18 protein-coding genes are annotated in these 18,311 nt (G+C 61.7%); 4 read left to right on the forward strand and 14 right to left on the reverse strand.

What is annotated here, in order from left to right:
- Nucleotides 1–11: 11 nt before the first annotated feature.
- The 3 genes from GA0061105_RS11970 to pdxA all read left to right on the forward strand — a co-directional run bounded on the left by GA0061105_RS11970 (nt 12) and on the right by pdxA (nt 3,765).
- Nucleotides 12–1,202, forward strand: coding sequence for a sialidase family protein (locus GA0061105_RS11970; protein ID WP_092750313.1), 1,191 nt, complete (start codon nt 12–14; stop codon nt 1,200–1,202).
- Nucleotides 1,203–1,560: 358 nt separating this feature from the next.
- Complete coding sequence (locus GA0061105_RS11975) at nt 1,561–2,694, forward strand: iron-containing alcohol dehydrogenase (protein WP_092750314.1); 1,134 nt, start codon at nt 1,561–1,563, stop codon at nt 2,692–2,694.
- 84 nt (nt 2,695–2,778) lie between these two features.
- Nucleotides 2,779–3,765, forward strand: a complete 987-nt coding sequence (pdxA, locus tag GA0061105_RS11980; protein WP_092750315.1) for a 4-hydroxythreonine-4-phosphate dehydrogenase PdxA — start codon at nt 2,779–2,781, stop codon at nt 3,763–3,765.
- Between the two features lie 46 nt (nt 3,766–3,811).
- Here pdxA and GA0061105_RS11985 read toward each other — a convergent pair whose 3' ends face one another.
- The 12 genes from GA0061105_RS11985 to GA0061105_RS12040 all read right to left on the reverse strand — a co-directional run bounded on the left by GA0061105_RS11985 (nt 3,812) and on the right by GA0061105_RS12040 (nt 16,065).
- Nucleotides 3,812–4,294 carry an RES family NAD+ phosphorylase gene (locus tag GA0061105_RS11985; protein ID WP_064696725.1) on the reverse strand — a complete coding sequence of 161 codons (483 nt, stop codon included), beginning with the start codon at nt 4,292–4,294 and terminating at the stop codon, nt 3,812–3,814.
- Nucleotides 4,291–4,722 (reverse strand): antitoxin Xre-like helix-turn-helix domain-containing protein, encoded by a 432-nt coding sequence (locus GA0061105_RS11990; protein ID WP_064696724.1) that lies wholly within the window; start codon nt 4,720–4,722, stop codon nt 4,291–4,293. The genes GA0061105_RS11985 and GA0061105_RS11990 overlap by 4 nt, the downstream gene beginning before the upstream one ends.
- A gap of 223 nt (nt 4,723–4,945) precedes the next feature.
- Nucleotides 4,946–6,448: a glycerol kinase GlpK gene (gene glpK, locus GA0061105_RS11995; RefSeq protein ID WP_092750316.1), complete on the reverse strand. Its 1,503-nt coding sequence runs from the start codon at nt 6,446–6,448 to the stop codon at nt 4,946–4,948.
- 151 nt (nt 6,449–6,599) lie between these two features.
- Nucleotides 6,600–8,321, reverse strand: coding sequence for an ABC transporter substrate-binding protein (locus tag GA0061105_RS12000; protein ID WP_064696722.1), 1,722 nt, complete (start codon nt 8,319–8,321; stop codon nt 6,600–6,602).
- 78 nt (nt 8,322–8,399) lie between these two features.
- Nucleotides 8,400–8,681, reverse strand: a complete 282-nt coding sequence (locus GA0061105_RS12005; protein WP_092750317.1) for a DUF2160 domain-containing protein — start codon at nt 8,679–8,681, stop codon at nt 8,400–8,402.
- A gap of 13 nt (nt 8,682–8,694) precedes the next feature.
- Entirely contained in the window at nt 8,695–9,522 is an 828-nt protein-coding gene (locus GA0061105_RS12010; protein WP_064709985.1) for a carbohydrate ABC transporter permease, read from the reverse strand.
- A gap of 15 nt (nt 9,523–9,537) precedes the next feature.
- The gene (locus GA0061105_RS12015) at nt 9,538–10,404 is read right to left on the reverse strand and encodes a carbohydrate ABC transporter permease (protein WP_064696719.1); all 867 of its coding nucleotides are present in this window, start codon (nt 10,402–10,404) and stop codon (nt 9,538–9,540) included.
- A 3-nt stretch (nt 10,405–10,407) separates the two neighbouring features.
- The gene (locus tag GA0061105_RS12020) at nt 10,408–11,478 is read right to left on the reverse strand and encodes an ABC transporter ATP-binding protein (RefSeq protein ID WP_092750318.1); all 1,071 of its coding nucleotides are present in this window, start codon (nt 11,476–11,478) and stop codon (nt 10,408–10,410) included.
- A 9-nt stretch (nt 11,479–11,487) separates the two neighbouring features.
- Nucleotides 11,488–12,585 carry an ABC transporter ATP-binding protein gene (locus GA0061105_RS12025; protein WP_064696717.1) on the reverse strand — a complete coding sequence of 366 codons (1,098 nt, stop codon included), beginning with the start codon at nt 12,583–12,585 and terminating at the stop codon, nt 11,488–11,490.
- A 42-nt stretch (nt 12,586–12,627) separates the two neighbouring features.
- Nucleotides 12,628–14,142 carry a glycerol-3-phosphate dehydrogenase gene (gene glpD / locus GA0061105_RS12030; RefSeq protein WP_092750319.1) on the reverse strand — a complete coding sequence of 505 codons (1,515 nt, stop codon included), beginning with the start codon at nt 14,140–14,142 and terminating at the stop codon, nt 12,628–12,630.
- A 121-nt stretch (nt 14,143–14,263) separates the two neighbouring features.
- Nucleotides 14,264–15,037 carry a DeoR/GlpR family DNA-binding transcription regulator gene (locus tag GA0061105_RS12035; RefSeq protein ID WP_064696715.1) on the reverse strand — a complete coding sequence of 258 codons (774 nt, stop codon included), beginning with the start codon at nt 15,035–15,037 and terminating at the stop codon, nt 14,264–14,266.
- A gap of 110 nt (nt 15,038–15,147) precedes the next feature.
- Entirely contained in the window at nt 15,148–16,065 is a 918-nt protein-coding gene (locus tag GA0061105_RS12040) for a DMT family transporter (RefSeq protein ID WP_092750320.1), read from the reverse strand.
- A gap of 73 nt (nt 16,066–16,138) precedes the next feature.
- Here GA0061105_RS12040 and GA0061105_RS12045 point away from each other — a divergent pair, with 73 nt between their 5' ends.
- Nucleotides 16,139–17,068, forward strand: a complete 930-nt coding sequence (locus tag GA0061105_RS12045) for a LysR family transcriptional regulator (protein ID WP_092750321.1) — start codon at nt 16,139–16,141, stop codon at nt 17,066–17,068.
- An 83-nt stretch (nt 17,069–17,151) separates the two neighbouring features.
- On the opposite strand, the gene GA0061105_RS12050 is transcribed toward GA0061105_RS12045, so the two are convergent.
- Nucleotides 17,152–17,619, reverse strand: a complete 468-nt coding sequence (locus tag GA0061105_RS12050; RefSeq protein WP_092750322.1) for a GNAT family N-acetyltransferase — start codon at nt 17,617–17,619, stop codon at nt 17,152–17,154.
- A 77-nt stretch (nt 17,620–17,696) separates the two neighbouring features.
- Nucleotides 17,697–18,218, reverse strand: a complete 522-nt coding sequence (locus GA0061105_RS12055) for a DUF992 domain-containing protein (protein ID WP_092750323.1) — start codon at nt 18,216–18,218, stop codon at nt 17,697–17,699.
- Between the last annotated feature and the right edge of the window lie 93 nt (nt 18,219–18,311).

Here is an 18,311-nt window from a genome sequence, read left to right on the forward strand (position 1 = left end):
GGAGACCCGCCATGAGCTTTACCGGCCTGCCCCCCGAAGCCGTTGCCGCCCTGATGACCGGGGCCATCACCGCTCATCCCGCAGTCGACGGTCGTGCGGATGCCTATCTACCCTCGCCCTGCATCCAAAACCACGCGGCAAACCTTGCCTTTCTGCCCGACGGCACGCTGACCTGCGTCTGGTTCGGCGGCACGATGGAGGGCATGGGCGATATCTCCATTTACATGTCGCGGCTTGCCCCGGGCTCGGGGTGCTGGTCCGAGCCTGAAAAGATGAGCGACGATCCGGAAAAATCCGAGCAGAACCCATTGATTTTCAATGCTCCTGACGGAAAGACATGGCTGCTTTATACCTCGCAGACCTCGGGCAATCAGGACGGCTCCGTTGTCAAATGCCGGATTTCCGATGACGGCGGCCGGACGTTCGGCCCGGTCCGCATCCTCTGCGACAGCCCCGGAACCTTCGTTCGCCAGCCGATCGTCGTGAACGGCAAGGGCCACTGGCTGCTCCCGGCCTTCCGCTGCGTCGGCCTTGACGGCCGGCGCTGGAGCGGCGACGCCGATACGGCAGCGGTGTTGATCTCGCGCGACGGCGGTGCGAGCTGGCAGATGCACGATATACCAGACAGCATCGGCGCCGTGCACATGAACATCCTGCCGCTCGGCGGCGACGCGATGATCGCTTTCTACCGCAACCGTTTCGCTGAAAACATTCTTTCCAGCCGATCGAGCGACGGCGGCGAGACGTGGAGTGCGCCCGAGCCCGCGGAACTGCCGAACAACAATTCCTCGATCCAGGCTATCGTCCTGGATGATGGAGGAATCGCAATGGTTTACAACCATTCGAATGCAACCATGTCGGATGCGCGGCGCCTGTCTCTCTACGATGAAATCGAGGACGGCGAGGCTGGAGGGGCGGCCACAGTTGCTGCTGCCGGCATCGGCCGCCAGGCGGTCTGGGGTGTTCCGCGTGCGCCGCTGAGCCTTGCCATATCAAGGGATGGCGGCAAGAGCTTTCCGTATCGGATGGATCTCGATACAGGCGACGGTTTCTGCCTCAGCAACAATTCAAAGGATTCGGTGAACCGCGAATTCTCCTATCCCTCCGTCATCCAAGGCAGCGACGGCACGCTCCATATCGCCTACACCTACTATCGGCGAGCCATCAAATATGTGCGCCTCGCGTCGCAATCCTTGCCGTAAGCAAAACGGCGATTGAGCAATTGTAAATCTGCTTCCGAAGGAGAGGAAAGCATGCAGATTGCAACGGCTTGACTGGCCGAACGGCTTGAGCGTGATAACAAGTTCGCTAGCTCCGTCGAATATACGATACCCGCAGGTTCGGCCTGCCCGGACAATTGCCATTCATCGGCGATAATTCGTTAATTCACGGATTTAACTCATCTTTCCTTGCAATTTGTCTGCATGATAACTTCCACCTTCCAATTATCGTCAGACAAAATCTTTGGCTTCCGGGAATGCCGACTTGACATTGACATTACAACTTTACATTAAAGAAGACGACATTGTTGCCGCAAGATCCGCAGGGAGGACTGGTTAAATGGCCAGCTTGGGTTCGCCGATCACGATAGTTCGGCCGCATTTGATCGAATTCGGCATCGGCACGGCGGGGAAGCTCGGCAAATGGGCTGCCGGAAAGGGCTATAGGCGCACGCTCGTGATCTCGGATGCGTTCAACGCGTCGCGCATCGACGTGCTGGAGTTGAGAGGCGAGGTCACGGTTTTTTCCGAGGTGACCCCCGAGCCGGATACGGCCAATCTCGAAAAAGTTCTGGCAGCAGCCAACGCCGCCGGTGCCGAGTTGATCGTCGGCTTCGGCGGCGGCAGCGCCATGGATCTGGCCAAGCTCGCCGCCGTTCTTGCCGGCTCGACGCAGACGCTGCACGAGGTTGTTGGTCAGAACAAGGTCAATGGCCCGCGCAAAGTCGGGCTCGCCCAGGTGCCGACGACTTCCGGCACCGGCAGCGAGGCCGGCATCCGCGCGCTCGTCACCGACCCCAAAACGATGGCGAAACTTGCCGTTGAAAGCTTGCATATGCTGGCCGACATCGCCGTCGTCGACCCAGCGCTGACCTTCAGCGTGCCGGCGCGCACCACGGCGGCCACCGGTGTCGACGCGATGGCCCATTGCGTCGAAGCCTTCACCAACCGCAAAGCCCACCCGATGGTCGACATCTATGCGATCGAGGGAACGCGGCTCGTCGGCAGATATCTCGCACGCGCCGTCAAGGACGGCAACGACGCAGAGGCGCGCGCCGGTCTCGCGCTCGCATCGCTTTATGGCGGTTTTTGTCTCGGCCCGGTCAATACCGCCGGCGGCCATGCTCTCGCCTACCCTCTCGGCACACGCTGGCACGTGGCGCATGGTGCCGCGAATGCTCTGATTTTCCCGCATGTTCTCGCCTTCAACACGCCGGCCGCCCCGGAGAAGACCAAAGCGGTGATGGCGGCGCTGGGCTACGAAAACGCAGAAAATATCGCCTCCGTCTTCGATCCAGCTTACGCTTTCTGCGCCGAACTCGGTATCGAGATGAAGCTTTCCGGCCTCGGCGTGCCGGAAAGCGATCTCGATGCGATGGCCGATGACGCCTTTGCCATTCGCCGGCTGCTCGATAACAATCCGCGTGATCTCACCCGCGCCGACATCCGCTCGATTTACGCGGCCGCCTTTTAAAGCATGATGCCGAAAAGTGTGAGCGGTTTTCGGACGACATCATGCTTCGGACCAAAGCAACCGGTTTCAGAAGGAACTCGATTGATGGACAGGAATGCGAAAGTCGCCGTGACACTCGGTGATCCCGCCGGCGTCGGGCCCGAAGTAATCGTCAAGGCCTTGGCGGCGCTTCCAAGCGAGGAGCGCCGCGATTTCGTCATCGTCGGCAATATGGAAGCGCTGGAGCGGGCCGATCGCGTTACCGGCTCCGGCCTGAAATTCGGACCCGCCGATGACACCGGCGGCGACAGGATTGCGGTCGACGAAGTGGCGCTCGGCGCTGCCCTACCCGAAATCGGCAAGGTCAGCCCGGTCGCCGGCGATGCCTCGGTGCGCTACATCACCCGCGCCGTCGATCTCGCCATGTCGAGAAAGACCGATGTCATCGTCACTGCCCCGATCAACAAGGAAGCGATGAACCTTGCCGGCCATCACCATGACGGCCATACCGGGCTTCTCGCGCACCTCACGGGCGCGAAGAGCTCCTTCATGCTGCTTGCTTCCGAGCGGCTGAACACCATCCATGTCTCCACCCACATCTCGCTCAAGGGCGCGATCGAACGCGCCAAGACCGAGCGCGTGCTGGCGACCATCGAAGCCGGCCACCGACATTTCCTGCGCCTCGGCAAGAAGGCGCGCATTGCCGTTGCCGGCCTCAATCCGCATTGCGGCGAAAATGGCCTGTTCGGCACCGAGGACATGGAATTCCTGTCGCCGGCCGTCGATCAGGCTCAGGCCAGGGGTATCGACGTTGTCGGCCCGATTTCCGCCGACACGGTGTTTGCCCGCGCCTATAACGGCGCCTTTGATCTGGTCATTGCCCAGTATCACGATCAAGGTCATATCCCGATCAAGCTCGTTGCCTTCGAGACGGCCGTCAACGTCTCGCTCGGCCTGCCGATCGACCGTGTCTCGGTCGATCACGGCACCGCCTTCGACATCGCCGGCACCGGCAAAGCCAATCACGTCAACATGCTGTCGGCCATCGCCTATGCCCGGCTGATGGCCCGCTCGCCGCGCCAAAGGACCTGATCCCGACTCACGGAGGCACCCGCGGGAAACAATCACGGTTGCCGCGTTAAATCCCGAACAGACGACGATCCCAGAAGACAGGCTCGTGTAGACTCGCCGTGATCGAGGCGAATTCCGGATGCGCCGGATTGATCAGAACGTTGCGGTCGACGCGGGCGACGACGCTCGGCACCAGCAGGATGGCGCTACGCTTCTCCTGGCACCAGCCTTCACCGAATTCCTTGCTGACGGTTGCCGGCATGCTGTCCCAGCCCGGCAGCGCGGGCTCGGAGAAAACCTCGTAGCTGACCCCGCGCGGTATGGTGATGGTAACATAATGCTGGTTCGGCGGCAGCCGCCCGCTGCCATGGACGAGCTTTTCGAGAAGCGCCGTCGAATAGTGTTCGCTCGTATAGATGATCGGGCTGCCTGCCGTATTCCACCGCCCCGGCGCAATGGTCGAGCCAGTGGCGTCGAAGATCGGATAGGTTCCGTCGGGATCACCGATGCGGACGGATGTCAGCGTGCGGTCCAGGCGTTGCGCGCTCACGCAGCGCTGCCGTATTTCAGGCTTCCGAGAATATCGAGAACGAGTTCGCCGCCGATTTCGCTCTGGATGACGACGTCGATCGGCCGCCTGTCCTCCAGCATCGCATGCGGGCGGAACAGGAAATCGCGCGCCTCGATCTCGCTCTGCCAGACATCGAGCGCCAGCCCCCAGACGCGGGCTAGACGGGCGAGCTTTATGCCCTCGTCGGATGAGAGCCGATGCTTGGATTTGCGTCGCTCATAGGTGGCCTTCGGAACGAGCCGGTACTTGAACTGCGCATCGCTTGGGGCGAGAAGCAGCGCCATCCGGTCAAGCGCCTTGACCGGCAATCCTTCTTCGATGCTGGAGAGCAGCCCGAAGGCCGAACGCGAGGCCGGCTCCCTGGCTGGCAGGCCGAGAACATCGGCAACGACTGCAAATCCCGTCATGACAATGACTCCAATTCACTTGAGGTCATATTTAGTCTCAAATGGGGCAATGTTCAAGAGCCTGTCTTCGATGGAGCCGGATTGGTGGTTCGACAGCCACGGCATCGACCTCTCCGATTTTCGAGAGATTATCGCCGAATAGCAGGCGCTAGACTTTCTGATAGAAAGAGCATAACGCCGTGGAAGCACCAGGCGATATGCCCGCTCAAGCCGAACCGTTGGCTTATCCCGCCGCTGTATCCGAAATCATCCGCGATACGGCATTCTTCCAGCCGATGATCTTCGCTTGCCGCTCGGTTTCTTCCATCGAAGGGCTGAAGCGGCGGTCGCAGGCCCAGGCCTGCGCAAACTCCCGCTTGCCGGGCCAGATACCGGCTTTCGAGCCGGCAAGCCAGGCTGCTCCGAGCGCCGTTGTCTCGCGGATCGCCGAGCGGTCGACGGGATTTCCCGTGATGTCGGCCAGGCACTGCATCGTCCAATCCGAAGCCGCCATGCCGCCGTCGACGCGCAGCACCGTTTCCAGTTGGTTGGCGCCCCAATCTTTCTTCATAGCAACGAGCAGGTCGAGCGTCTGATAGGCGACGGATTCGAGCACCGCGCGGGCGAATTCCGCCGGGCCGCTGTTGCGCGTCAGGCCGAAGATCGCACCGCGCGCGGCTGGATCCCAATAGGGAGCGCCGAGGCCGGTGAAAGCCGGAACGATATAGACCTGCTGCCCGGGATCGGCCTTGGTCGCAAGAACCCCTGCCTCGGATGCCTGGTTGATGATGCCGAGACCGTCGCGCAGCCATTGTACGGCGGCACCGGCGATGAAGATCGATCCTTCGAGCGCATAGGTCGTCTCGCCGTCGAGCCGGCAGGCGATCGTCGTCAGCATGCGGTTCGAGGAGGAAACACGATCCCTGCCGGTGTTCAGAAGGGCGAAGCAGCCGGTGCCATAGGTGGATTTCATCATGCCGGGCTCGAAGCAGGCATTGCCCACCGCGGCGGCCTGCTGGTCGCCGGCAACGCCGAGGATCGGAAGTGCGGCGCCGAACAGCGCCTCGTCGACCTGGCCGAAATCATCGGCGCATTCCCTGACTTCGGGAAGCATGGCGGAGGGAATGCCGAGAATGCCGAGAAGCTCCTCGTCCCATGCGCCGTCATCGATATTGTAGAGCAGCGTTCGCGACGCATTCGTGGCATCGGTGGCGTGCACGCGTCCATCAGTCAGCTTGTAGATCAGCCAGCTGTCGATCGTGCCGAAGCAGGCCTCGCCAGCTTCCGCCTTCTCGCGCAGGCCATCGACATTGTCGAGCAGCCAGCGCAGCTTCGTGCAGGAGAAATAAGGGTCGAGCAGCAGGCCGGTCTTGGCGCTGAACAGCTTCTCATACCCGTCGGCCTTCAGGCTCTCGCACATTTCGGCCGTGCGCCTGTCCTGCCAGACGATCGCGCGGTGAAGCGGCGCGCCGGACTTGCGGTCCCAGACGACTGCTGTCTCACGCTGGTTGGTGATGCCGATCGCCGCGATCGCGGCGGCGTTCACGCCGGCATCGGCGATCGCGCTGCTGACAGTGGCGACGACGGACTGCCAGATTTCAGCGGCGTCATGCTCCACCCATCCGGGCTGCGGATAATATTGGGTGATCTCCGCCTGTGCCGAGCCGGCCATTTTCATGCCGCCATCGAAGATGATGGCGCGCGAAGAGGTCGTGCCCTGGTCGATCGAAAGAATATAGCCGCTCATATCCGTCTCCGGCTCGCACGAAAACACTCACCCTGCCGCTCAGCGGCAGGACGCTAGATCTGATGAGAGAAAGATTGTGGGGTGCCACCGGCTTCAAGCCGGTGGCAGGAAGTGATGGCCGGAGGCCTCGTCGCCTCCGGCCGGGTCCGCCTTACTTCTGCCAGCTCTTGACGAGTTCGTCGTAGTTGACGGTCAGCGGCTTTTCCTTCTCGTTCTCGATCTTCAGCTGCGGCGCCAGGTTGCCATTCTTCACCGCATCCGCGTTCCAATAAGCGAGATCATGCTCTTCGGCGAGCTTCGGGCCGATATCGCCCTGGACCTTGGCTCGTTCGAGGCGCTGCAGCACCTTTTCCTGTTCGGCGCAAAGCGAGTCCATTGCTTCCTGCGCCGTCTTGGCGCCCGAGGAGGCGTCACCGATCGCCTGCCACCACAGCTGCGCGAGCTTCGGATAGTCAGGAACGTTCGTACCGGTCGGCGACCACTGCAGGCGGGCCGGCGAACGGTAGAATTCGACGAGGCCGCCGAGCTTCGGTGCGCGGTCGGTAAAGGACTTATGATCGAGCGTGGACTGGCGTATGAAGGTCAGGCCGACATGGCTCTTCTTCACGTCGACGGTCTTCGATGTGACGAACTGGGCATAGAGCCAGGCGGCCTTGGCGCGGTCGTCGGGCGTGGACTTCATCAGCGTCCACGAGCCGGCATCCTGATAGCCGAGCTTCATGCCGTCCTTCCAGTAGACGCCATGCGGGCTCGGTGCGAAACGCCATTTCGGCGTGCCGTCCGCATTGACGACCGGCAGGCCTTCTTTGACGAAGTCCGCGGTGAAGGCCGTGTAGGTGAACATCTGCTGCGCGATCTCACCCTGCGATGGGACCGGTCCGGATTCGGAGAAGGTCATGCCCTGAGCGGCAGCCGGTGCATAAGCCTTCATCCAGTCCAGGTATTTCTGGATGGAATAGACCGCGGCCGGACCGTTGGTGTCGCCGCCGCGCGCGACGCACGAACCGACAGGACGCGAGTTCTCGTCGACCTTGATGCCCCATTCGTCGACCGGCTTGCCGTTCGGGATGCCCTTGTCGCCGTTGCCGGCCATCGACAGCCAGGCGTCGGTGAAGCGCCAGCCGAGCGACGGGTCCTTCTTGCCGTAGTCCATGTGGCCATAGACCTTCTTGCCGTCGACTTCGCGGCCGGTGAAGAACTCGGCGATGTCCTCATAGGCCGACCAGTTGACCGGCACGCCGAGATCGTAGCCATACTTCGCCTTGAAGTCCGCCTTGTTCTTCTCGTCGTTGAACCAGTCGTAGCGGAACCAGTAGAGGTTTGCGAACTGCTGGTCCGGCAGCTGGTAGAGCTTGCCATCGGGCGCCGTGGTGAAGGACTTGCCGATGAAGTCGTCGATGTCGATGCCGGGATTGGTGACGTCCTTGCCTTCGTTGGCCATCCAGTCGGTCAGCGAGCGGGCCTGCTGGTAGCGCCAATGGGTGCCGATCAGGTCGCTATCGTTGATGTAGGCGTCATAGATGTTTTCGCCCGACTGCATCTGCGTCTGCAGCTTTTCGACGACATCGCCTTCGCCGATCAGGTCATGGGTGATCTTGATGCCGGTGATGGCGGTGAAGGCCGGGGCCAGCACCTTGGATTCATATTCGTGTGTCGCGATCGTTTCGGAAACGACCTTGATGTCCATGCCGGCGAAGGGTTTCGCTGCATCGACGAACCACTGCATTTCCTTTTCCTGGTCGGCGCGGGGAAGCGTCGAGAGGTCGCCGACCTCTTTGTCGAGGAAGGTCTTTGCCTCGTCCATGCCGGCATAGGCCGAAGCTGTCATCGCCAGCAGCAAGCATGCTGTCGTCGTCAATAAGTGCCGTCGCATAATATCCTCCCAAGGGTTTGCGATTGCAGTCACGTCTCAGGCGGCCAGTACCCCCGGCCATCTGTCTTCTCCTTGCCGTCACACGTAGCGGAACACGCCGATGGCGTAGACCACGGAGACAGCAAGAGCCCACCACAGGTTGGGCCCAGCGAGCCCAAGCCATGCAAGATGAATGAAAGCGCTGCCCAGCAGCGAAATGAAAAGCCGGTCGCCGCGCGTCGTCTCGAAACGCAGCACGCCTGTGCGCGGCGAGCCGCCCGGCGAAAAATATTCCCAGCCGCTCATCGCGATCAGAAGCGCCAGGATCGTCAGGAAGAACAGCGCCGTCGGCAGCGTCCATGCCATCCAGGAAAATGTCATTGCGGTCTCCTCCTCAGACGCGGCCCAGGGCAAAGCCCTTGGCGATGTAGTTGCGGACGAAATAGATGACGAGCGCGCCGGGGATGATGGTGAGCACGCCGGCCGCCGCCAGCACGCCCCAATCCATACCGGAGGCGGAGACCGTGCGCGTCATGATCGCCGAGATCGGCTTGGCCGCCGTCGTCGTCAACGTGCGGGCAAGCAGCAGCTCGACCCAGGAGAACATGAAGCAGAAGAAGGCGGCGACGCCGATCCCGCTTGCGATCAGCGGCATGAATATCTTCACGAAGAAGCGCGGGAAGGAGTAGCCGTCGATATAGGCGGTTTCGTCGATCTCCTTCGGCACGCCGGACATGAAGCCTTCGAGGATCCAGACCGCCAGCGGCACGTTGAACAGGCAGTGGGCCAGCGCCACGGCGATATGCGTGTCGATGAGCCCGAAGGCCGAATAGAGCTGGAAGAAGGGCAGCGCGAAGACGGCCGGCGGCGCCATACGGTTGGTCAGCAGCCAGAAGAACAGGTGCTTGTCGCCAAGGAAACGGTAACGCGAAAAGGCGTAGGCCGCCGGTAGCGCTGCGAGCACTGAAATGACCGTGTTCATCGCCACGTAGATGATGGAGTTAATGTAACCGCTGTACCAGGACGGATCGGTGAAGATGACGGTGTAGTTCCGAAGCGTCGGATTTTGCGGCCACAGCGAGAACGCGCCGGTGATTTCGGCATTCTCCTTGAAGCTCATGTTGATCAGCCAGTAGATCGGCAGGAGCAGAAAAAGGATGTAGAGCGTCGTGACCACCCAGGAGAGGTTTCCTGCGGGCTTGTATTTCATTCTCGAACCCATGGGATCTCTCCTTTCTCAAGCGTTGGCGTCGCTGCTGGTCATGACCGTGTAGAAGATCCATGACAGCAACAGGATGATCAGGAAGTAGATGATGGACATCGCCGCGGCGGGGCCGAGATCGAACTGGCCGACAGCCATCTTCACGAGATCGATGGAAAGGAACGTCGTCGAGTTGCCGGGCCCGCCGCCGGTGACGACAAAGGGCTCGGTATAGATCATGAAACTGTCCATGAAGCGTAGCAGCACGGCGATCAGCAGCACCCGCTTCATCTTCGGAAGCTGGATATAGCGGAACACGGACCAGCGCGAGGCGCCGTCGATCTTGGCGGCCTGATAATAGGCGTCCGGGATCGAAACGAGGCCGGCATAGCAGAGCAGCACGACGAGGCTCGTCCAGTGCCAGACATCCATGACGATGACGGTGACCCAGGCATCGACCGGATCGCGGACATAGTTGTAGTCGAGGCCGATCGCTTCGAGCGTGTGGCCGAGCAGGCCGATATCGACGCGTCCAAAAACCTGCCAGATGGTGCCGACGACATTCCATGGAATGAGCAGCGGCAGGGCCATCAACACCAGGCAGACGGGGACGCCCGGGCCCGATTTCGGCATGTTGAGCGCGATGAAGATGCCGAGCGGAATCTCCAGCGCCAGAATAATAAAGGAGAAGAGCAGATTGCGCTGGAGCGCTTCCCAGAAGCGATCGGAATGCAGGGTCTCGACGAACCAATCGGTGCCGGCCCAGAAGAACTCATTGTTGCCGAACGTATCCTGAACCGAATAATTGACGACGGTCATCAGCGGGATGGCGGCCGAAAAGGCCACCAGCAACAGCACCGGCAGCACCAGAAACCAGGCTTTATTGTTCCACGTCTTCTGCATGGCTCAGGCCTCCCTGCCGACACGCCAGCTGTCGGCGTAAATGCTGATGGCGGACGGATCGAAGGTGACGCGGGCATCGGCGGGGATGTCGGCATCCTCGTGCACGACGATCGCAATAGGCTGGCCGGCGAAGCGGGCTCGCACGATCTTCTGCCGGCCGATATCCTCGATCTTATTGATTGTAACCGGCATGCCCTCCCGCCCGAGGCGGATGAATTCGGGGCGAATGCCAAGTTCGGTCTTCACCGCGCCATTGGTATTAGGCGCATAATCCAGCATCAGCACCTCGTCTCCGACCTTGACGGCGCTGCCGTCGATCTGTGCCGGCATGACGTTCATGCCCGGCGAACCTATGAAATAACCGACGAAGGTGTGGCTCGGCCGCTCGAAGAGCTCGGCCGGCGTGCCGATCTGCACGATCTGGCCGTCATACATGACGACGACCTTCTCGGCGAAGGTCAGCGCCTCGGTCTGGTCGTGGGTGACGTAGACCATGGTGAAGCCGAACTGCTTGTGCAGCCGCTTCAGCTGCGAGCGCAGTACCCATTTCATATGCGGATCGATGACGGTCAGCGGCTCGTCGAACAGGATGGCGTTGACGTCGTTGCGCACCAGCCCGCGGCCGAGAGAGATCTTCTGCTTCTGGTCGGCCGTCAGCCCCTGCGCCTTGCGCTTGGCCCAGCCGGCAAGGTCTATCATTTCGAGAATGTCGCGGACGCGCCGGTCGACATCGGCTTCTGCCACGCCGCGGTTGCGCAACGGGAAAGCGAGATTGTCGTACACGGTCATCGTGTCGTAGATGACCGGGAACTGGAAGACCTGCGCGATGTTGCGGCTCTGCGTCGAAAGATTCGTCACATCCTTGCCGTCAAAGAGGATGCGGCCGTGCGAAGGCTGCAGCAGACCCGAAATGATGTTGAGCAGCGTGGTCTTGCCGCAGCCGGAAGGACCGAGCAGCGCATAGGCGCCGCCGTCGTTCCATTCGTGGTCGACTTCCTTCAGCGAATAATCCTTCTCCGTCTGCGGATTGGCTCCGTAGGCGTGGCGGATATGGTCGAGCGAAATGCGTGCCATAATGCTCTCCTAAGCCTTTCCTGCTGCAGCGGTAGCGCGACCGACCGTGGCAATGGCGCGGCCATCGGCGCCGAAGGCCAAGAGGTGGCGCGTATCGAGGAAGGCCTCGATCTCCATGTCGGGATCGATGTCGTGAATCCCGTGCGCCAGCATCACCCAGCGCACACCGTCATATTCCAGATGGACGAAGCTCTCCGAACCGGTGATCTCCGAAACCAGCGTACGCGCTTGCAGGCGGGCTGCGTCACCCGTCTGCGGCTTGAAGCCGAGATGATGCGGATGAAAAGCGACCGTCACCGGCCCGTCCGGCACGGCGGCCAGATGCGGGGGAACCGGAAGAGCTGCCCCGCCCGGACGCGTAAAGACATTGCCGGATTTGGTGACGTCGAGCGCGTTCAGCGGCGGGTCGGCGAAGATGCTGGCGGTGGCGAGGTCGGCAGGCCTTCGGTAGACATCGATCGTCGGCCCGAACTGGGTGACCCGGCCTTCGTTCAACGTCGCCGTATTGCCGCCGAGCAGGAGCGCCTCGGACGGTTCGGTCGTGGCATAGACGAAGATCGCGCCGGATTGGGCGAAGATCTTCGGCAATTCCTCGCGCAGTTCTTCGCGCAGCTTGTAATCGAGGTTGGCGAGCGGCTCGTCCATCAGCACGAGGCTGGCATTCTTGACGAGCGCGCGCGCCAGCGCCGTGCGCTGCTGCTGGCCGCCGGACAGGTTGAGCGGCGTACGGTCGAGATAGGGCGTGAGTCTCAGAAGCTCGGCGGCCTTGCGCACTTCGCGGTCGATCGTGGCGGCATCCTTGCCCGATATGCGCATCGGCGAGGCGATGTTCTCGTAAACGGTCAGCGCCGGATAGTTGATGAACTGCTGGTAGACCATGGCAACGTTGCGCTTCTGCACCGGCATGCCGGTGACATCGGCGCCGTCGAAATGGACGGAGCCGGCGGTCGGACGGTCGAGCCCGGCCATCAGCCGCATCAGCGACGTCTTGCCCGACAGCGTCGGCCCGAGCAGGACGTTCAGCGTGCCGCGCTCGAGGACCAGATCGGTCGGATAGATATGATAGTCCGCGCCCACCATCTTGGCGGCGTTCCGCAGTTCCAGCATTCCGATTCCCGTGCCTCCACGCAGCGGGGACCACACGCCGCCTTATCCGGCCATCGCCGGTATGGCAGCCATGTACTCCTCCAGTGACTGAGCCTGCTCCCTCGAAAGGCGCAGACCATCCTTCGTTCTCCTCCACAGCACGTCTTCGGCGTGCCGGGCCCATTCATGTTCGACCAGATATTTGACCTCGGCCTCGTAGAGATCGCCGCCGAACAGCTGCCCGAGGTCTGCAATGCCGCGAGCATCGCCGATCAGCGTCTCGGCCCTGGTGCCGTAGCGGCGCACCAGCCGGCGCGCATGCGGATCGGCAAGGAAGGGATAACGCCGCTTCAACTTGGCGACTTCGCCCTCATAACCCTGGACCGCGAAATTGCCGCCCGGCAGATGGCTCTTTGCCGTCCACGGGCTGCCCTTGACGCCGATTGCGGCACCGATTTTCTCCAGCGCATGCTCGGAAAGTCGGCGATAGGTGGTGAGCTTACCGCCGAAGACGTTGAGCAGCGGCGCAGCCCCGCCCTCGCCTTCCAGCTTCAGCACATAATCGCGCGTCGCCTCCTGCGCCTTCGAGGCGCCGTCGTCATAGAGCGGCCTGACCGCCGAATAGGTCCAGACGATGTCTTCCGGTCTGACCGGCTCCCTGAAATATTCCGAAGCCGCATTGCAGAGATAGACGGTCTCTTCCTCGGAGATCCGGACATCTTTGGGATCGGCGGTGTAGTCGCGGTCGGTGGTGCCGATCAGGGTGAAATCGCCCTCATAGGGGATGGCGAATATGATGCGGTTGTCGGGATTCTGGAAGAAATAAGCTCTCGCGTCGTCGAACTTCTTCTTGACGACGATATGACTGCCCTGGACGAGACGGACGTGATGGGCCTCGTTCTGGCCAAAGGCAGAACGAATGACATGATCGACCCAGGGACCGGCGGCATTGATCAGCATGCGGGCCTTATGGCTGTCGTTGCGGCCGGTTACCGTATCGGTCGTTTCGATTTGCCACAGACCATTCTCGCGGCGCGCCGACACCACTTTGGTGCGGGGCATGATCGTCGCGCCCTTGTCGGCGGCGTCACGGGCGTTCAACACGACCATACGGGCATCGTCGACCCAGCCGTCGGAATATTCGAAAGCCTTGGTAAACAGCGCCTTCAGCGGCTTGCCGGCCGGGTCCTTGCGCATGTCGAGCACCGACGTCGCCGGCAACAGCTTGCGGCCGCCAAGATGATCGTAAAGGAAGAGACCGAGCCGGATCAGCCAGGCGGGGCGAATGCCGCCCTTGTGGTAGGGAAGCACGAAGCGCAGCGGCCAGATGATATGCGGCGCCATCGCCCAGAGGATTTCGCGCTCCATCAGCGATTCACGCACCAGGCGAAACTCATAATGCTCGAGGTAGCGCAAGCCACCATGAATGAGCTTGGTGGCGCCGGACGAGGTGCCGGAGGCGAAATCGTTCATCTCCGCCAGCGCGACGGAATAGCCGCGCCCGACCGCGTCGCGCGCAATGCCGCAGCCGTTGATGCCGCCGCCGATGACGAAAATGTCGTGTATCTCCCGGCTCAATTGCCCCTCCGAGCCCACTGCTGATTTCGCATCGCACAAAACTTGCGCGATTGCGAAAGTAACAACAGTTAAAACGAAAGGAATGTGAATGTCAAACGAATGTTTGTGCTGTTTGCGCGACCTAGCGCGATCTGGTGCTCGTTTCGATCAGCTTCACATTGTTTTCGAGGCAGAGATTGCGGATCGAGGGCACCGGACAGTGGTCGGTGATGAAGGTGTGAACCTGGGAAAGCTGGCCGATCCGAACGGGCGCAGTGCGTTCGAACTTGGTCGAATCGGCAACGAGAATGACATGCCGGGCATTCGCGATAATCGCCTGTGCGACTTTCACTTCGCGAAAATCATAATCGAGAAGCGCGCCGTCGAGGTCGATCGCCGATGCGCCGATGACGGCATAATCGACCTTGAACTGCCGGATGAAATCGACGGCCGCTTCGCCGACGATGCCGCCGTCCGAGCCGCGCACGACCCCGCCGGCAATCACCACCTCGATTGCCGGGAAGAGGCGCAACCTGTTGGCAACGTTTATGTTATTGGTGATCACCATAAGCTCGTGGTGATTGGCGAGCGCCTCGCCCACCGCCTCGGTCGTCGTTCCGATGTTGATGAAAAGCGAGGCTCCGCTCGGGATCAGCTCGACTGCCGCCATACCGATCGCCTGCTTCTCCGAAGCGGCGATCTGGCGCCGCGCCTCGTATTTGACGTTCTCCGTTCCGCTTGGAAATGTCGCGCCGCCATGGATACGTGTCAGCACCTGCGCGTCGCAGAGATCGTTCAGATCCTTGCGGATCGTTTGCGGCGTCACCGAAAAGCGTGAGGCGAGCTCCTCGACCAGAACCCTGCCGCTCGATTTCGCAATCGCCACGATTTCCGTTTGCCGGTCGGTCAAGAACATGGGCGCCCCTTTCGGTCTGCTTTCGTTTTTAAAGAAAGCGAACGGCGGCGCAATGCCTATTTGTCAGCGAGCCGACGTCGTCACCTTAATATGGCGCCAGTGCGATGCACCTATCGTTTCCGCATCACGTTGACCACGAGCACCCCAAGGATCGCCATGACGCCGCCGATGGCGCCGAGCGCCGTCGGCGTCTCGCCCAGCCAGACGAACCCGATCAGCGTTGCGACTGGCGGCACGCCGTAAAGAAAATTCGAGGCGCGCGCGGCCGTTAGCCGCTTCAAGGCGATGGCCCATGTGAGATAACCGATCGCGGTCGGGAAGATGACGAGATAGGCAACGCCCCAGTTGACCTCCGCCGGTGCAGCGGCCAACGCGCGGATCGTCGCCGGGACGGCCGGAAAGAGCGGCACGGAGCCGATCAGCAGGATCCAGGCGGTGACGGCAAGCGCCGGCAGGCGAGCGAGCAGCGGTTTCTGCAATACGCTGGCAATCGCCGAGCAGAGCGCTGCGCCTAAGATCAGCATGGCGTTCGGATCGAGCTTGAAGCCGCCGTCGGAGGCGACCGCAATCAGCGCCACGCCGCCGAAGGAAACCGCAGTACCCGCCCAGCCCCAGCGGCCGAAACCCTCACCGAGGGCGAATGTCGCGATCAGGGCGGTGAAGACAGGCATGGTGTTGATGATGAAGCTCGCCGGTCCCGCCGCCACCGTCTGCTCGCCGGTGTTCAACAGAACCGCATAGGCGGCGATGAAGAGCACTGCAGCGACCGAGAGGCGAAGGAAATCACGCTTTTCCGGCATCGGCCGGTAGATGGCGAGGTAGACAAGGGCGAGGACGCCTGCCGCCACATAACGGGCCGTTGCCAGTTCGATCGGCGTCAGCGGCCCGAGACAGATACGGATCACCACAAAGGAAGAGGCCCAGAAGAGAATGGTGACGACAATCGCAGCAAAGGCGATCAGATCGAAGCCGCTGTGCTGTTTTGCCGAAACCGGTGCGCTTGCCGCCATGCTCATTTTCGCCTCCATCTGTGCGTGCAACGATGAATTAAGCCTTCGATGCGTGCTTGAAAAGCACCGCAATCGATGATCAAATGTGCGCATGGTTCACAGCTCGCCAGTGCTCCCGCCGCTCGATACGCTCGAGACGTTTGCCCGCGCCGCCCGGCTTGGATCGTTTTCGGCCGCGGCCGAGGAGAGCGGGATCACCCATGGTGCCGTATCCCGGCAGGTCTCGCGGCTCGAGCGCTGGATGGGTGTGCGGCTGTTCGCGCGTGAAGCTCGCGGTGTCCGCCTCACCCCTGAGGGCATGCGGTTCTTCGCCCGTGCCGAGGAAGCCCTTTCCCTGCTCGGTAACACCGGCGAGCGCTGGCTGCCGCGGCCTAACAAGGCGGCGGTGCGCCTTTCCGTTACGCCGTCCGTCGCCTCTCTATGGCTGTTTCCGCGTCTGGCAAAGCTCGAAGGAAACGAACTGCATGTCGAACTGACACTCGAACACCGGCTGGCGGACTTCGGCGAAGGCACGGATCTTGCCATCCGCTGCGGCAAGGGGCCGTGGGCCGGCGTGCGCGCCCTGCCGCTCTGGCAGGAAAAATCCGCTCCGATCGCCGCTCCGGCGCTGGCAGCACGGCTCGGCCAGCGCTCGGATGCGCTTTCGCTGCTCGATCTGCCGATCCTTCACGACTCCAATATCGAAGGCTGGCGCCGCTGGCTCGCGGGTGAGGGCGTCGACTACACGCCGCGTGGTCAGGACCGCCGCTTCGAGGATTACAATCTGGTGATCGATGCCTGCGCGCAGGGGCTCGGCATTGCGCTTGCAAGGCCGCCGCTGTCGGATGCCGCACTTGCCGCCGGGAGTGTGGTCGCAGTGTCACAGCGCACCCTTGATTCCCACGTCGCTTTTCACCTGATCCGGCCGGACGACGCATTGAAAAGCCCCGCCATCGAATTCGCCAGCCGCTTCCTGCGCGAAGCCGGCCATGACGAGGCGGCAATCAACGCCTTTATCGCACCCGGCAGGCCGAAAACGTAAACAGAGGACGCGCCGCCGCGCACATTCGCTGGCCCCTAGTAAATGAAGTGGAGCCTATCGGAGACTACGATCGGCGACCCGGGTCACTCGAATGAAAACTTCAGGCGCATTTCCTTCGCCGGCTCGAAGCCAGCGCTCCGATAGACCGGTTCGCCCGCATCCGAGGCATGGATGACGGCGGTCGTGCAGCCGATGGATTTCAGATAATCAACAGCCCTGTTCGTCAGCGCCCGAGCGATGCCGCGCCGGCGGAAGGCCTCCGCAACATAGACGGACCAGATGTAACCGTGCAACCGCTGCTCCGGCCGAATAACTTCCGGAAACGGCGATTGGTGCAGCTGGCAGGATACGGAACCGGCGATTTCATCATCCACAATGGCCAGGAACGATGTGAGGCGGCGCTCGTCGCGACCACTTCTAAGGAATGATAATACCCGCGCCGCCGCATCCGGCCTGTAGTGTTCCGGCGGCGTGCCATAGCTGTCCCAGATTTGCAGATAGTGCCCGACCAGGATCTCATCCTCGTCGGGTGTTGCAACTCGGATATCCATCGTTCGGCGCCAGCGCTAAGCCATCCCAAGAAGCGCGTGACGCCCGGCCGCGTTGCGGCGGGCGTCACATAAAACTGTTAATCCGCCGGGGTCAGTGTCATCGACGCGCTGCCGGCCGCAACATTGAGGCCGAGCTGGCCGGTCAGGCTGACCGTCTGCAGATGGATCGAACCGGCGGTGCCGCCGACCAGGAGGTTGGCGCCGACACCGGCTCCAACCGTCGCCTCTGCGCTGGCGCCGACATAAAGACCGGCGAGCGACCCGCGATGATAACCAGCCGTCGGCGCAAATACCGCCCAGATCAGGCGGCTGCGCGTGGTGAAGCCGAGGTCGATGCCAAGCTTTCGCATTTCGCCGGTATAGTGATCTAAAACCTCATTGCCGACAATTGACTGAAAGACGCAATCGGCTTCCTTGGACGAACCCAGCACATAACCCGTGCCGCCGCCGATATCGCAAGTGAGATAACCGATCTTCACGCCATTGCGCAGGTCCGGCTCTTCATAGGTTCTGGTGACGGGGTCGGCGGCATTGATCGCCCCCGCGCCGACAAACGTCAACGATACCGCGGCAAACGCCGTCGTAAGAGTTTTATTCATAAGTCTCTCCTTCTTAAATCGTGACGGGAACACCCGGCTGGCCGGCACCGGATATCGGAGGGGACCGCAAAGCAATCCCGAACGGCGCCGTTT

The organism is Rhizobium aethiopicum, assembly GCF_900094625.1.
Taxonomy (GTDB): domain Bacteria; phylum Pseudomonadota; class Alphaproteobacteria; order Rhizobiales; family Rhizobiaceae; genus Rhizobium; species Rhizobium aethiopicum.

Bases quoted from the DNA above. Each gene is read 5' to 3' on its own strand.
- GA0061105_RS11970 (WP_092750313.1), top strand. From the start codon at position 12: ATGAGCTTTACCGGCCTGCCCCCCGAAGCCGTTGCCGCCCTGATGACC.
- GA0061105_RS11975 (WP_092750314.1), top strand. From the start codon at position 1,561: ATGGCCAGCTTGGGTTCGCCGATCACGATAGTTCGGCCGCATTTGATC.
- pdxA (WP_092750315.1), top strand. From the start codon at position 2,779: ATGGACAGGAATGCGAAAGTCGCCGTGACACTCGGTGATCCCGCCGGC.
- GA0061105_RS11990 (WP_064696724.1), bottom strand. From the start codon at position 4,722: ATGACGGGATTTGCAGTCGTTGCCGATGTTCTCGGCCTGCCAGCCAGG.
- glpK (WP_092750316.1), bottom strand. From the start codon at position 6,448: ATGAGCGGCTATATTCTTTCGATCGACCAGGGCACGACCTCTTCGCGC.
- GA0061105_RS12000 (WP_064696722.1), bottom strand. From the start codon at position 8,321: ATGCGACGGCACTTATTGACGACGACAGCATGCTTGCTGCTGGCGATG.
- GA0061105_RS12005 (WP_092750317.1), bottom strand. From the start codon at position 8,681: ATGACATTTTCCTGGATGGCATGGACGCTGCCGACGGCGCTGTTCTTC.
- GA0061105_RS12010 (WP_064709985.1), bottom strand. From the start codon at position 9,522: ATGGGTTCGAGAATGAAATACAAGCCCGCAGGAAACCTCTCCTGGGTG.
- GA0061105_RS12015 (WP_064696719.1), bottom strand. From the start codon at position 10,404: ATGCAGAAGACGTGGAACAATAAAGCCTGGTTTCTGGTGCTGCCGGTG.
- GA0061105_RS12020 (WP_092750318.1), bottom strand. From the start codon at position 11,478: ATGGCACGCATTTCGCTCGACCATATCCGCCACGCCTACGGAGCCAAT.
- GA0061105_RS12025 (WP_064696717.1), bottom strand. From the start codon at position 12,585: ATGCTGGAACTGCGGAACGCCGCCAAGATGGTGGGCGCGGACTATCAT.
- GA0061105_RS12035 (WP_064696715.1), bottom strand. From the start codon at position 15,037: ATGTTCTTGACCGACCGGCAAACGGAAATCGTGGCGATTGCGAAATCG.
- GA0061105_RS12040 (WP_092750320.1), bottom strand. From the start codon at position 16,065: ATGGAGGCGAAAATGAGCATGGCGGCAAGCGCACCGGTTTCGGCAAAA.
- GA0061105_RS12045 (WP_092750321.1), top strand. From the start codon at position 16,139: ATGGTTCACAGCTCGCCAGTGCTCCCGCCGCTCGATACGCTCGAGACG.
- GA0061105_RS12050 (WP_092750322.1), bottom strand. From the start codon at position 17,619: ATGGATATCCGAGTTGCAACACCCGACGAGGATGAGATCCTGGTCGGG.
- GA0061105_RS12055 (WP_092750323.1), bottom strand. From the start codon at position 18,218: ATGAATAAAACTCTTACGACGGCGTTTGCCGCGGTATCGTTGACGTTT.